Consider the following 13,258-nt stretch of genomic DNA (forward strand, 5'->3'; position numbering starts at 1 on the left):
GTCAGCGACCTCCCGAGAGCTCGCGGAGCTCGTCGACGAGCTCACGACGTACGTCGTCGGGACCGACCAGCACCACGCGCCGACCGAGCTCGTAGAGGCGGGCCCGCAGCGCGGCCCGGTGGGTGACGACGTAGCGCAGGGTGACCGCGTCACCATCGACCTCCACCGCCGCGGGCTCGCCGAGCCACCGCACCACGTCGGGCTGGTGGGCGGCGGTGGTGCGCAGGGTCACGTCGACCGGCGGGTCGATCTCCCAGCTCATCGGGTGCAGCTCGGGGTGGCGTGCGGCGGGCACCGGACGCGCCGTCCGCGGTGCATCAGCGGCGACGTCGCTCATCCGGGCGACGACGAACGACTTCACCGGCTCGTCGGCTCCGACGAGGCCGTCGGTTCCGGCCTCCTGGCCGCGGAGGTACCAGGTGCCGTTCTGCGAGCGCACCGACTCGGGGTGCACGACCCGGGCGCTGCCCTTGTAGCTGAACCGCAGGACGCTGCCGAGCCGCACGGCCTGCAGCACGGTGGCGAGGAAGACGTCGTGGCCAGCGGTGGGGACGCCGGCCACGACGCCGGCTTCAGAGGGGGCTGCGCGTTCGCCCAGCCCGAGGCGGTCGATCAGGTCGTCACGGTCGGCGAGGAGCACGGCGCGCTGGAGGGCGCGCTGCTGCGGAGGGGTGAGCCGGACCCGGAGCCGGTTGTCGACGGTGTGCATGCGGTAGCGGGAGGGCTCGCCCGGTCCAGCGACGTTGTCGATCTGCCAGCCCTGGTCGGTCAGCGAACGAATGTCACGCTTGAGCTGGTCCATCGCGCGCTCACCGTCGAAGCCGGCGATCTCCGCGAGGCGCTCACCGGTCTCGCCGACGGAGCCGCGCTCACGCAGGGTCGCCGCAATCCGGACGAGCCGCTCCATCGGGGCACGCTGGTCGCGCCCCGGGATGCCCTGGGTCCCCTGGGTCGGCGGCACGATCCCCCTCCCCCGGTGGTCGACGTCGTTGCCGGACCCATTCTGTCGGGTCCGCGGTCACGACGCGCGAGTTTCCACCGAGTGTCAGGACCCCGTCAGGACGATCGTGCTCACCAGCTGCTGCTGGACCTGCGCCGGCGTCCACGGGAACTGGACCCACTGCTCCTGCGAGTACAGCTGGGTCTGGTCGGTGGACCACGGGGACGCCGGGTCCTCGTACTGGCTGTAGGTCAGGATCGTCATCGGCAAGACGCTGCCGTCGGCCAGGTAGGACACCGCCTGGATGTGCGACGAGCCGTAGGTGATCGGCTTGTAGTGGTCGGTGTTGGTCGTGGCGCTGCGCGACGCGAGCGCGTTGGCGTTGCCCGCGAGATCACCCTCGCCGCCGCCGAGCGGGAAGGGCGCCGCGCCGCGGTCACCGGCGACCTGGAGCGTGCCCCAGGGTGCGTCGAACGCGACGCCGGCGTTGCGCACGGCATCGATCGCCGCCTGCATCGCGTCGACCACCTTCGGCCCGGTCTTCATGGTCCGCGGGGTGTTGAGCGGGTCGGCCGGCCTGAAGGGCACGGCCCAGAGGCCCGTTCCCTTCGGCGCTCGGGTCACGAACGCCTCGAAGAGGTGGGTGCCGACCGAGTCGATGTCCGAGTGCCCGTCCCAGGCCTTCAGCACGGCGCAGGCCGCGGTCTCGCCGGTCTTCGCGCAGACCGTGTCGAGCTTCCCGCCGGCCCGCATGATCTCCGCGGCCCGAAGCCGGTTCTCGTACTCGTGGCCGCGCAGCGTCTCGGGGGTCTCCGGGCCGACCTTGAGCCGGTCGACGACGTACTGCTGCACCATCCGGGTGCGCATCGTGCGCTTGCACTTCTCGCAGCCGATGATGTCCGGGTAGCCCTCGAGGCGGAGCTTGTCGTTGGGCGTCCAGAAGGAGTCGTTGGCGTTCATCACCCAGGTGCGGGTGACGACGTCGGGCAGGTGGCTGTCGCCGAAGATGCCCGGGCGCTGCGCCTCGGTGTCGGTGCCCCAGTTGCAGGTGCCGTCGGCGAGCGCTCCGTTGAGGCCGGGCAGACCGGCGACCGACTTGAGCACCAGGCCGACCGGGGTCAGGCACCGCTGCACCTTCCCGTTCGTCACGTGCGGCACGACGCTGTGGTCGGCGTAGAGCACGTCACCGTTGCGGTCGGCGGCCGTCGTGTTGACCCACGGCATGCCGCCGCCGAGGTCTTGTCGCCGCAGCAGGTCGCGCACGTCGGTGGCCTCACCCATGTTGAGGAACGTGTCGATCGTGCGGAGGTGCTCGGCGTTGGCGTCACGAATCGCCCAGAAGCTCGTCGCCGTCCATCCCATGAACTTCGACGGGGAGTCGGTCACGTAGCCCTGGGGCGTGCGGTAGAGGTCCTCCTGCACCGTCTCGATCGAGCCGTTCGGCCGCTTGACCTCGACGTCGACGAAGCGGTGCTCGGCCTGCTTCCGGATGCCGTTGGCCGACAGGTAGGTGCTGCCGGGGCCGGGCGTCGGGTACTCGTACGGCGTGAAGCGGTAGGCCGTCGACACCGTGTGGCTCCAGGCCACGTCCTTGTTCCAGCCGATGTTGACGACCGGCGAGCCGATCAGCGAGGCGCCGGCGACGTCGTACTCACCGGGGATCGTCAGGTGCTGCTGGCTGAACTTGTAGCGACCCGCCCACGGGAAGTGCGGGTTGCCGAGGAGCAGGCCGCGCTGGGTCGAGCTGTCGTCGCCGCCGATCGCGGTGGCGTTGGAACCGAAGTCGCTGTCCTGGCCGAGCTCGGCCAGCAGCGCATCCCGGTCGACCTTCTGCGCGTAGCTCCGTGCCTCGGTGTTGTTGGTCGGCAGGTCGGGCAGGGAGACCGGCAGGCCGGGGTCGTCGAGGGTGGCCGGGTCGGCGCCGACGATGTCGCTAACGAAGACGCCCGTGGAGGCCAGCAGGTTGGCCAGATAGACGCCGTACCAGAGGTCGGTGGTGGTCGCCGTCGGCGTGATCCACTCCGCGCCGGCACAGGCCGGGTCGGTGATCGTGTTGTCGGTGATCCACCGGTTGATGCCGGCGACGTAGCCCTCGACCATCTCCTTGGCCCGGGCCGACGGGCCGGCTGGCGAGGCGAGCAGGTCCTCGACCACGTGGCGGTTGCGGAGGTCGGTCACCAACGCGTCGACCTCGAGGTTGGACGCGCGCATCGAGACCCGGTCGTCGTAACGCGCATCAGGGCCGAGGTACTTCGACCGCTGGCCGCGCGCGGTCAGCAGCGTGTCGGCGAGGTTGCAGATCGAGGACGCGGCGACCGCGTAGCCGCTGCCGTAGCCGAGCGAGCCCCAGTCGTCAGCGGTGATGTGCGGGATCCCGTGCTCGGTGATCCGGACCGTCGCGTCGTACGCCGACGGGTCGGCCGCCGCCTGGGACGGACGTGGCGCCGGGCCCGCGTCGGCAGGCGCGGTCGTCGCCAGGAGCGGGACCACGAGGAGGGCAGCAACAGTCAGAGGCACACGTCCCATGGCTGGCTAACCGTGCCGGTGTGACGTGCGTTACGCCTTGGAGGTCAAATGTCCTACAAGTACAGGCCAGCGGCCTCGTCGCCGAGGCGGCCCGCGGCGACGGCGTGCACGTCACGCTCGCGCATGACGACGTAGACCTCGCCCGAGACCTCGACCTCGGCCTTGTCCTCCGGGTCGTAGAGCACCTTGTCGCCGATCACGATCGAGCGGGCGTGCGGGCCGACCGCGACGACCTTCGACCAGGACAGCCGGCGCGCACCCATCGCGGCCGTAGCCGGGATGACGATCCCGCCCGAGGAGCGGCGCTCGCCCGCCTCGGTCTCCGACTCGCACAGGATGCGGTCGTGGAGCATCTTGATCGGGGTCTTGTCCGACCCCTTGGTCATCGGACGATCTTGCGGATGACGACGAACAGCGCGACGACACCGACCGCGATGCCCGCGGTCTTGGCGATGTTGTCGGTGCGCGGCTCGCCGGTCTCGGCGTCGATGTAGTGCGCCTTCACGGCGGCGAGCTCGCGGCTCACGATCGTCTTCGGGCTGGACCGGTAGAGCAGCTGGTCGATCGTGCCGGCGAGGCGCTCGCGGGCCTCTTCGATCTCGCGCTCGATGTCAGACGGGGTGCTCACCCGGGCAGGCTATCAATGCCGGGAACGGCTGCCACGGCCCGCCGCCTGCCGAACACCTGGAAGGCGCCGATGCTCGCGACCCAGGCCAGGACGAAGACGCCGACGAGCACGAATCCGACGTAGTTGAGGTCGAGCTGAGCGGCCCAGCGCAGCGAGGACGGGTCGAACTCCTCGGCGATCAGCTGGAGCAGCACGATCGACCCGATCGACAGTGCGATCGCCACGGAGAGAGCGGTCACGCTGAAGTTGTAGAAGAGCTTGCGCGCCGGGTCGAGCACCGCCCAGCGGTAGGCCCGGGTCATGAACAGGCCGTCGATCGTGTCGAAGAGCGTCATGCCGGCCGTGAAGAGCACCGGGAGGACGAGCACGGCATACCAGGGCAATGCATAGGCGGCAGTGCCGCCGGCGAGCACCAGGAGCGCGACCTGGGTGGCGGTGTCGAACCCGAGGCCCATCAGCAGGCCCACCGGATAGAGGTGGATCGGCTTGGTGACCCGCGAGATCGCGCCCTTGAAGAGCCGGGCGAAGAAGCCCCGGTTGTGGAGGTGGTGGTGGAGCTTCTCCTCGTCGAAGGTCCCGGCCTTGAGGTGGCGGTAGACGTGGAGGATGCCGACCAGGGCACTGATGTTCATCAGCCCGATCAGGATGAGGAACGTGCCGGCCGCGAGCGACCCGACCATGCCGAGCGACTGCTGCAGCGCCGAGCCGTCGTCCTGGACCGGGTCGGCGACGGCGCGCACCCCGATCGCGAGCAGGAGCGAGAGCCCGAAGACGACGCTGGAGTGGCCGAGTGCAAACCAGAAACCGGTGCCGAGCGAGCGGGTGCCCTCGCCGACGAGCTTGCGCGTCGTGTTGTCGATGATCGCGATGTGGTCGGCGTCGAACGCGTGACGGGCGCCGAGCAGGAACGCGGTGAGGCCCACGCCGACCCCGAACACCCGCGAGTCGCCGAGCTGGAGGTCCTGGGGTGCCACGACCAGCAGGAGCACGCCCCACCCGACGACGTTGAGACCGAGTACGGCGCCCAGCAGTCCCACCAGTGCCCGCCGGTCGCCCGCGTGGCCGCCGGGCGGTTGCACGGCCGTGGCGTCCGGGGTGATGTGATGGGAGAGCACAAGAACAACTTATTGCGAGTCACTTGCAATAACAACTCGATCTCAAACCGAGGAGCACGCGCGTGCCTGACGCCACCCGACTCACTGCCGGCGATGCCGCCCCCGACTTCACCCTGGCGACCGACTCCGAGGGCGAGGTCAACCTCTACGAGCTCCTCGAGGACGGCAAGAAGGTCATCGTCTACTTCTACCCCGCCGCGATGACGCCCGGCTGCACGAAGCAGGCCTGCGACTTCACCGACTCCCTCGACTCCCTCCAGGCGGCGGGCTTCACGGTGCTCGGCATCTCCAAGGACGCCCCGTCGAAGCTCGCGAAGTTCCGCGAGCGTGACGGGCTCACGATCACGCTGCTCTCCGACCCCGAGCTGGCCGTCCACGAGGCCTACGGGGCTTATGGGGAGAAGAAGCTGTACGGCAAACTCGTGCAGGGCGTGATCCGCTCGACGTTCGTCGTTGGTGCCGACGGCAAGATTGAGGTCGCGCAATACAACGTGAAGGCGACCGGACACGTCGCCAAGCTGCGCAAGGACCTCGGGATCGCCTGACGGCGCGCGATCGACGAGCAGGACGAAGGGACACGGATGGAGCTGCACGAGAGTCTCGCCGAGCTGGCGCGGGACCACGGTGAGTCGCTCTTCTCGGACGCCGACGCCTTCCGCGGAGCGCTCGACGACTACCTCGACGAGGGCAGTGCGTCGACCGGCACCATCAACCTGCTGACCGACGCCGTGCGGCTCGGGGCGCTGCAGGGCATGCTCACGATGCTCGACAGCGGCGCGAGTGTCGACGATGCCGTCGAGTCCGCCGGGCAGCGCCTCTCCCGCGACCGCGGTAGCGCCGACATCGCCGGCTCCCAATGGGCCTGCGCCGTGCTGGGCTACGCCCTCGGCAAGGTCCCGGTCAGCCTCGCCACGCGACTGCGTCCCGACGCCTACACCCGCGAACCACCCCGCAGCACGGCCCCGCGCCCCGCCTACGACGACGACGACGCCACGAGCATCGCGCCACCGGGCCAGACCCTGCCCCCGGCCCACCCGCCGGCCCAGCAGTCAGCTCAGCAGTCGCCCGCCCAGCAGTGGCCGGCCCCCAGCCAGCCTGCCGCCAGCTACCAGGCTCCACTGGCGCCGTCCCTCCAGCCGCAGTCGGGGTCCTACGGCACCCCACCCGGCGGCACCGGCCCCTTCGCTTACACAGCGACCCCCGGCTACGGCACTCCTGCCCCGAAGAAGGCCGGCTCCGGCCTGATCATCGGCGCGATCGTGGCGATCATCTTGTTCGGTGTCGTCGCGATCGTCGGGATCATCGCGCTGTCCGGTGGCGGCGACGACGATCCGTCGTCCGACGACACGACCACAGCGACCGACGGCGGCTCGAGCGACACCACCACGCCCACCATCGACCCGGCGCTCACCCTCGACGGCGACGGCTACACCTACCAGTTCCCCAACAGCGACTGGCGCGACATCACCGCCGACACCCAGGACACCACCGGCACGATCGACTCGATCGCCGCGCCGGGTTCCTCGATCAGCAACGCACGCGGCAACGTCCTCGTCGAGGAGTCCTCCGCCTACGGCCAGACCGACGTCAACGAGCTCACCAGTGAGTGGAAGACCGTCCTCACCGGATCCACCAACGCCACGCCGACCGACATCGGCAGCATGGACATCGACGGCAAGCCCGCAGTCGGCGTCGAGCTCAAGTGGACCAACGACAACAACTTCGACGTCCACCAGGTCGCCTACCTCGTCGTCTCGGGCGACAACCAGTACTCCATCACCGCGAGCTTCCGCCAGGGCGACGACGGGTTCAAGGACGTCTTCTACGACATCCTGGACACGTGGCACTGGGACGAGTGACACACCGTCCTGGGATGATGGGCCTGCTCTAGCCGGAGTGGTGGAATGGCAGACACGCAGGTCTTAGGAACCTGTGCCCCAGGGCGTGCGGGTTCGACTCCCGCCTCCGGCACCAGTAACAGTCAGCGCAGCAGGTCGGCGACGACCGGGGCGATCTCGCGCAGCGCCTTGCCGCGGTGGGAGATCTCGTCCTTCACGTCGGCCGTGAGTTCGGCCGTGGTCACCCCGGGCCGGTCGTCGGCCTCGAAGAGCACGTCGTAGCCGAAGCCGCCGCTCCCCCGCACCTCGCGGATGATCCGGCCGTCCATGCGGCCGTTGACCACCCGCGTCGTCCCGTCGGGGAGCACGAGGGCGACAGCACAGGTGAAGTACGCCGCACGACGCTCGTCGGGCACGTCGGCCAGCTGCGCGAGCAGCAGCTCGTTGTTGCGGTCATCAGACTTCGGAGGACCGCTCCAGCGGGCTGAGAGCACGCCGGGCATCCCGTTGAGGGCGTCGACGCAGAGGCCCGAGTCGTCGGCGAGCGTCGGCAGGCCGGTGACCTCGACGCCGGCACGGGCCTTGAGGAGCGCGTTGCCCTCGAAGGTCGGCTGGTCCTCGACCGGCTCGTCGTAGGCCTCGACGTCGTCGAGCCCGACGACCTCCACGGTCGTCATGTGCTCGGCGAGGATGCGCCGCATCTCCGCGAGCTTCTTAGCGTTGCGCGACGCGACGAGCACCCTCACGAGCCGAGGGCCTCCAGCTGAAGGCGCGTCAGGTCGGCGCAGCCCTTCTCAGCCAGACCGAGGAGCGCGTCGAGCTCGGCGCGCGAGAACGCTGCCCCCTCGGCGGTGCCCTGGACCTCGACGAAGGAGCCGGTGCCGGTCATGACGACGTTCATGTCGGTCTCGGCGCGGACGTCCTCGACGTAGGGCAGGTCGAGGCGCGGGACGCCGTCGATGATGCCGACGCTGATCGCGGCGACCGAGCCGGTGAGCGCGTTGCTGACGCCGAGGTGGGCGCAGGCGTCGGCGAGGGCGATGTAGGCGCCAGTGATCGCGGCGGTGCGGGTGCCGCCGTCGGCCTGGAGCACGTCGCAGTCGAGCTGGATCGTGTTCTCTCCGAGCGCCTTGTAGTCGATCACGGCACGCAGCGAGCGGCCGATCAACCGGCTGATCTCGTGGGTGCGGCCGCCGATGCGGCCCTTGACGGACTCGCGGTCCGACCGGGTGTTGGTCGAGGCCGGGAGCATCGCGTATTCAGCCGTCACCCAGCCCAGCCCGCTGCCCTTGCGCCACCGCGGCACACCCTCGGAGGCCGACGCCGCGCACAGCACGCGGGTCTTGCCGAACTCGATCAGCACCGACCCCGCCGGGTGGTCGAGCCAGTTGCGGGTGATCTTGATGGGGCGCAGCTCGTCGTCGGCGCGACCGTCCTCACGGGTGCTCATGAGCGACGAGCCTAGTCAGCCGCTCCCCCGCTACTTCACCTCGGCCCGCAGGATCCGCCCCATGCCGAGTGCCAGCGGCAGCCCGATCCACAGCGCGAGGCTCACCACCAGGTGGGCCCAGTCGTCGGCCGCACTCGGCAGACCGTCGGCGAGGGTCAGCACGTTGATCTGCAGGGTGATCCAGGGCAGCAGGTCCTCGAACGGCGGGATGAGCGCCGCGATCGCGGCGAAGATGCCGATGGAGGCGTACCAGGTGATCAGGAACAGCACGATCGCCGCCGGCGTGTTGAGCAGCAAGCAGGCGACCGCGAAGCCGAAGACGGTCGTCGTGAGGATCGTCAGCGGCGCGCCGGCGAAGACGAAGGTGGTGTCCACCGACCACTCGGTGAGGTCGGGCTTCAATACGTCGGCGACCAGGGTGCAGGCGGCCGCGACGACGAGCATCAGCACGACGACCGCGATCGCGAGCAGCACGGCGACCGCGAGCTTGGCGAGGATGACGCGCACCCGGCGGGGCTCGATCGCGAAGGTGACCACGGCGGTGCGCTGGGTCCACTCGGTCGTCACGAGCAGGATCGGCAGCATCGGGACCAGTACGAGCGAGACCAGCCACACGTTGCCGGTGAAGTCGGTGAACGTCGTGAAGTAGTCCTGGGCGAGGAACGCGAAGAGCTGCACGACCTGAAGCAGCGTGATGAGCAGGCCGATCGTGAAGAGCAGCCAGAAGCCCGCACGCGTGTTGTAGGACTTGCGGAACTCGACGAGCACCAGTCGCCAGAACGGGATGGGCGCGGTCGCGGCGACGTTGAGCATCGGGGCGGGGGTCGCGGTGGTCACTGGTGGACTCCTTCACGTGCCGTGGCTGAGGTGAGCTCGAGGAAGAGGTCCTCGAGGCCGACCCCACCGGAGCGCAGATCGGTGAGTACGACGCCGGCGGCGAGCGCAGCGCGGCCGACCTCCTCGGTGGCGACGTTGACCCGCAGCCCTTCGCCCATCGCCTCGACGGCGTGTCCGCGCTGCTGCAGCGCGGCCGCGAGGCCGGCGTTGTCGAGCGAGGTCACCAGCGACGTGGCGGCACCCTGTGCCCCGGCCAGCAAGCTCTTCTTGTCACCCTGGGCGACGATCCGACCCTGGCCGATGAGGATCATCTCGTCGGCGATCAGCTCGACCTCGTTGAGCAGGTGGCTGGAGAGCAGGACGGTGCCGCCGCGGTCGGCGTACCCCTTCAGCAACCCGCGCATCCACCGGATGCCCGCCGGGTCGAGTCCGTTGGCCGGTTCGTCGAGGATCAGCACCGACGGGTCGCCGAGCAGCGCGTGCGCGATGCCGAGCCGCTGCTTCATGCCGAGCGAGTAGTTGCGCAGCCGGCGCTTCGACTCGTCCTCGGTGAGTCCGACCAGGGCGAGCATCTCCTCGACGCGACGCGACGGGAGGCCCATCGCCAGCGCGCCGAGCGCGAGGATCTCGCGACCGGTGCGTCCACCGTGCTGCGCCGACGCGTCGAGCAGTACGCCGACGTGGCGGCCGGGGTTGGGGATCGACGCGTAGTCCAGGCCCCCGATCGTGACCCGACCGCTGGTCGCGGGCGTCAGGCCGACCATCACGCGCATGGTGGTGGTCTTCCCCGCGCCGTTGGGACCGAGGAATCCGGTCACCGTGCCCGGCTGACAGGCGAAGCTGACATCGTCCACGGCGCGGAACTGGCCGTAGGTCTTGGTGAGGTGATCAACCGAGATCATGGCGACAGCCTGCCCGATCAGGTGAAACAACCGGCGCAGGTGGTGCCTTCACTCTGCGATCAGCCGCGGATCAGATGGCGTAGACAGCGCCCTGGACAGCGAGCTCGGTCGGGCCGTCGAAGGTGCCGAGCGACTCCGTCAACATCCGCTGCGCGTCGTGCCACGGCGGGATGTGGGTGATCACCAGCCGCTTCACCCGGCTCTTGGCGGCGGCCTCGCCGCACTCGGCGCCGGTCAGGTGGAGGCTCGGCGGGTTGTCGTCGCCGTCGCGGAAGGACGCCTCACAGAGGAACAGGTCGGCCTCGTGGGCGATGTCGAGCAGTGCCGGCGTCACGCCGGTGTCGCCGCTGTAGGCAAGAGTTCGACGACCGTGCTCGTCGGTATCGGCCGAGATCCGCATCCCGTAGGCCTCGACCGGGTGGTCGACCGAGTAGGGCTCGATCTCGAAGGGGCCCACCACGAACGGCGCGTCGAAGACGTGGAACTCGAACTCCTCGCGCATCCCGGTGTTGATCGGGAGGTCGTAGGCGTGGGCGAGCCGGACGTCGGTGTTGCTCGGACCCCATACGGGGATCTGCGGCTGGGTGCCGTGCGGGTGATATTTCCGCAGCACGTAGTAGCTGGTCATGTCGACGCAGTGGTCCGCGTGGAGGTGGCTCAGCAAGACGGCGTCGACCTCGAGCGGATCGACGTAGCGCTGCAAGGCCCCGAGAGCACCGTTGCCGAGGTCGACGACCAGGCTCCAGGTGCGCCCAGCGTGCTCGGCCTGCACCAGGTAGCAGCTCGCGGGTGAGTCCGGCCCCGGGTAAGAACCCGAGCACCCGACCACCGTCATCCGGAACGACGTCGTCCCCATCTTGGGAATCATGCCAGCCCTCCGACGAACTGGTCAGCATCTGCGAGCTCCGGACCGAGAAATCGTCGCCCAATCGTTTCAAACTCAGCGGGCGACCCGGTCGTGACGAAGGAGTACGACGGCACCCCGCTCGCCCGCATCAGACCCGTGTCGGCAAGCATCCGGTAGACGTCCTTGGCGCACTCCTCGGCACTGCTCACGAGGTTGACGTTGTCGCCCATGACGTAGGAGATGACACCCGTGAGCAGCGGGTAGTGGGTGCAGCCCAGGATCAGCGTGTCGACGCCGATCTCGGACAGCGGATCGAGGTACTCGTGTGCGACCGCGAGCAGCTCGTCGCCCCCCGTGATGCCGGCCTCGACGAAGTCGACGAACCGCGGACACGCCTGGGTGGAGAGCTGGATGTGCGGCGCGACGTGGAGCGCGTCGTCGTAGGCCTTCGACTCCGCGGTCGAGCGCGTGCAGATGACGCCGATGCGCCCGTTCTTGGTCGCGGCCACCGCCCGGCGCGCCGCGGGCAGGATCACCTCGACCACCGGGACGTCGTACCTCTCCCGCGCGTCGCGCAGCATCGCGGCACTCGCGGAGTTGCAGGCGATGACCAGGGCCTTCACGCCCTGGTCGACGAGGTGGTCGAGGCACTCGAGGGCATACTCGCGGACCTCGCCGATCGGCTTCGGACCGTAGGGCTGGCGCGCCGTGTCGCCGACGTAGAGCAACGACTCGTGCGGCAGTTGGTCGATCACCGACCGAGCCACGGTGAGGCCGCCGAAACCCGAGTCGAAGATGCCGATCGGCGCGTCCAGCTCCTCAGGGTCGCGGGTGGTCAGCGGTGGCACGCACGCAGCCTATTGGTTCGTCCGCGTTTCGCCTCCGAATGGCGACGGAGGTCACCCCGCGCCTGTAGCGTGCCCGCCGTGACTGCCTCCCGCTCTCGGGGTCGCCGACTCGCCGTCTTGACGGCCGGCGTTGCCCTCTCGGTGTCCCTCTCCCCCGTCTCCGCCCCGTCCGACGCCGCACCGCCGCCCGACACGGCCTCCCGACTGGGGGCCGAGCGGCAGGTGCTGGCGATCTCGCTCGACGGCTTCAACCCGCGGCTGCTCAAGAAGCTCGGACGCACCGGTGCCCCGAACCTGACGAAGCTCTTCCGCACCGGCGCGAGCACCCGCAACGCGCGGAGCCAGGTCGAGATGACGGTGACGCTGCCCAACCACACCAGCCAGCTGACCGGGCGCCGGATCGACGCGGCCGAGGGCGGCCACGGCGTCGTGTGGAACGACGACAAGCCCATCCGCCCCGACACCATCCAGGAGGCCGCGGGTGGGGACGTCGACTCGATCTTCACCCAGGTCGACGCCGCCGGCGGGAGCACCGCGCTCTTCGCGACGGAGTCGAAGTTCTCGCTCTTCAAGGCCTCGTGGCCCGATGCCGTCGACCGGTCGACGATCCTCCAGGACCGCGACCACGACGTCACCGTCGCCGCACGGCGCGACCTGCTGCGCAACGACCGCGCGTTCACCTTCATCCACCTCGGCGCGCTCGACGAGGCCGGCCACGCCAAGGGCTGGCTGAGCAGGACCTACCTCAAGGCCGGACGCCTCATCGACGCGCAGATCGGCATCCTCCTCAAGGCGATCCGCGACCACGCCAAGCTCCACGACGTCGTGATCGTGCTGACGGCCGACCACGGTGGCGAGCCCGGCGCGCGCGGCCACTCGGTGCCGACCAACCTCGAGAACTACCGGATCCCGTTCGTCGTCTGGGGTCCCGGTGTCGACAAGGGCGACCTCTACGAGATGAACCCGACCTACGCCGACCCCGGCGAGGAGCGGATCGAGTTTGAGGGCACCCAGCCGATCCGCAACGGCGACCTGGCCAACCTCAGCGCCCACCTGCTCGGCCTCAGCGCTGTCCCCGGCAGCCTCTGGGGAGCCGACCAGTCGCTGACCTGGACCAACTGACCCAACCGCTGGTTGAGGTGCGAGCGCAGCGAGCCTCGAAACCAAAGCCCCGCACCCGCCCCAGGTTCGTCGAGTAGACCGGGCCCCTGGTTCGCCGAGTAGTCCGAGCCGCTAGGCGAGGACGTATCGAGACGCCGCGAGGCGCCCAGGGCCTTCTCCACAGCCCTGAGGCCGGTCGAGGGGTAATGTCGGAGGCTTCGTGTTG

14 protein-coding genes and 1 tRNA gene are annotated in these 13,258 nt (G+C 69.6%); 4 read left to right on the forward strand and 11 right to left on the reverse strand.

The features are described 5' to 3' along the window. Window position 1 precedes the first annotated feature (1 nt). The 5 genes from F0U44_RS10220 to F0U44_RS10240 form a co-directional block, all read right to left on the reverse strand. The gene (locus tag F0U44_RS10220) at window positions 2-961 is read right to left on the reverse strand and encodes a helix-turn-helix transcriptional regulator (protein WP_149728190.1); all 960 of its coding nucleotides are present in this window, start codon (window positions 959-961) and stop codon (window positions 2-4) included. An 84-nt stretch (window positions 962-1,045) separates the two neighbouring features. Further along, window positions 1,046-3,466, reverse strand: a complete 2,421-nt coding sequence (locus F0U44_RS10225; RefSeq protein ID WP_149728191.1) for a penicillin acylase family protein — start codon at window positions 3,464-3,466, stop codon at window positions 1,046-1,048. Window positions 3,467-3,519: 53 nt separating this feature from the next. Continuing rightward, window positions 3,520-3,852 carry a GroES family chaperonin gene (locus F0U44_RS10230; protein WP_149728192.1) on the reverse strand — a complete coding sequence of 111 codons (333 nt, stop codon included), beginning with the start codon at window positions 3,850-3,852 and terminating at the stop codon, window positions 3,520-3,522. Then, window positions 3,849-4,094 carry a DUF3618 domain-containing protein gene (locus F0U44_RS10235; RefSeq protein WP_149728193.1) on the reverse strand — a complete coding sequence of 82 codons (246 nt, stop codon included), beginning with the start codon at window positions 4,092-4,094 and terminating at the stop codon, window positions 3,849-3,851. The genes F0U44_RS10230 and F0U44_RS10235 overlap by 4 nt, the downstream gene beginning before the upstream one ends. Next, complete coding sequence (locus F0U44_RS10240) at window positions 4,091-5,209, reverse strand: HoxN/HupN/NixA family nickel/cobalt transporter (protein ID WP_246160410.1); 1,119 nt, start codon at window positions 5,207-5,209, stop codon at window positions 4,091-4,093. Before F0U44_RS10240 ends, F0U44_RS10235 begins: the two co-directional genes overlap by 4 nt. A 62-nt stretch (window positions 5,210-5,271) precedes the next feature. Between F0U44_RS10240 and bcp the strand changes: the two genes are divergently transcribed. From bcp to F0U44_RS10255, 3 genes are all read left to right on the forward strand, one after another. Beyond that, entirely contained in the window at window positions 5,272-5,754 is a 483-nt protein-coding gene (gene bcp / locus F0U44_RS10245; RefSeq protein ID WP_149728194.1) for a thioredoxin-dependent thiol peroxidase, read from the forward strand. 36 nt (window positions 5,755-5,790) lie between these two features. Then, a complete protein-coding gene (locus F0U44_RS10250) occupies window positions 5,791-7,068 on the forward strand; it encodes a hypothetical protein (protein ID WP_149728195.1) in 1,278 nt (425 codons plus the stop codon). 31 nt (window positions 7,069-7,099) lie between these two features. Beyond that, a tRNA-Leu gene (locus F0U44_RS10255) sits at window positions 7,100-7,183 on the forward strand. Window positions 7,184-7,190: 7 nt separating this feature from the next. Here the strand turns inward: F0U44_RS10255 and rdgB are convergent. The 6 genes from rdgB to murI all read right to left on the reverse strand — a co-directional run bounded on the left by rdgB (window position 7,191) and on the right by murI (window position 11,931). After that, entirely contained in the window at window positions 7,191-7,793 is a 603-nt protein-coding gene (rdgB, locus tag F0U44_RS10260; protein WP_281292628.1) for an RdgB/HAM1 family non-canonical purine NTP pyrophosphatase, read from the reverse strand. After that, window positions 7,790-8,497, reverse strand: a complete 708-nt coding sequence (rph, locus tag F0U44_RS10265) for a ribonuclease PH (RefSeq protein WP_149728196.1) — start codon at window positions 8,495-8,497, stop codon at window positions 7,790-7,792. The genes rdgB and rph overlap by 4 nt, the downstream gene beginning before the upstream one ends. Window positions 8,498-8,527: 30 nt before the next feature. Beyond that, window positions 8,528-9,334 (reverse strand): ABC transporter permease, encoded by an 807-nt coding sequence (locus F0U44_RS10270; RefSeq protein ID WP_149728197.1) that lies wholly within the window; start codon window positions 9,332-9,334, stop codon window positions 8,528-8,530. Further along, on the reverse strand, window positions 9,331-10,236 hold the full coding sequence (locus tag F0U44_RS10275; RefSeq protein WP_149728198.1) for an ABC transporter ATP-binding protein: 906 nt from the start codon (window positions 10,234-10,236) through the stop codon (window positions 9,331-9,333). The genes F0U44_RS10270 and F0U44_RS10275 overlap by 4 nt, the downstream gene beginning before the upstream one ends. 70 nt (window positions 10,237-10,306) lie before the next feature. Then, window positions 10,307-11,104 (reverse strand): MBL fold metallo-hydrolase, encoded by a 798-nt coding sequence (locus F0U44_RS10280; RefSeq protein WP_246160411.1) that lies wholly within the window; start codon window positions 11,102-11,104, stop codon window positions 10,307-10,309. Continuing rightward, entirely contained in the window at window positions 11,101-11,931 is an 831-nt protein-coding gene (murI, locus tag F0U44_RS10285; protein ID WP_149728199.1) for a glutamate racemase, read from the reverse strand. The genes F0U44_RS10280 and murI overlap by 4 nt, the downstream gene beginning before the upstream one ends. A gap of 78 nt (window positions 11,932-12,009) precedes the next feature. On the opposite strand from murI, the gene F0U44_RS10290 reads away from it, so the two are divergent. Continuing rightward, complete coding sequence (locus F0U44_RS10290) at window positions 12,010-13,053, forward strand: alkaline phosphatase family protein (RefSeq protein ID WP_188113415.1); 1,044 nt, start codon at window positions 12,010-12,012, stop codon at window positions 13,051-13,053. Window positions 13,054-13,258: the final 205 nt, after the last annotated feature.

This window comes from Nocardioides humilatus, assembly GCF_008373755.1.
In the GTDB taxonomy this organism is placed as follows: Bacteria; Actinomycetota; Actinomycetes; order Propionibacteriales; family Nocardioidaceae; genus Nocardioides; species Nocardioides humilatus.

Excerpts from the sequence above, each read along its gene's own strand:
- F0U44_RS10225 (WP_149728191.1), bottom strand. The coding sequence starts at position 3,466 with ATGGGACGTGTGCCTCTGACTGTTGCTGCCCTCCTCGTGGTCCCGCTC.
- F0U44_RS10230 (WP_149728192.1), bottom strand. The coding sequence starts at position 3,852 with ATGACCAAGGGGTCGGACAAGACCCCGATCAAGATGCTCCACGACCGC.
- F0U44_RS10250 (WP_149728195.1), top strand. The coding sequence starts at position 5,791 with ATGGAGCTGCACGAGAGTCTCGCCGAGCTGGCGCGGGACCACGGTGAG.
- rph (WP_149728196.1), bottom strand. The coding sequence starts at position 8,497 with ATGAGCACCCGTGAGGACGGTCGCGCCGACGACGAGCTGCGCCCCATC.
- F0U44_RS10275 (WP_149728198.1), bottom strand. The coding sequence starts at position 10,236 with ATGATCTCGGTTGATCACCTCACCAAGACCTACGGCCAGTTCCGCGCC.
- F0U44_RS10280 (WP_246160411.1), bottom strand. The coding sequence starts at position 11,104 with ATGATTCCCAAGATGGGGACGACGTCGTTCCGGATGACGGTGGTCGGG.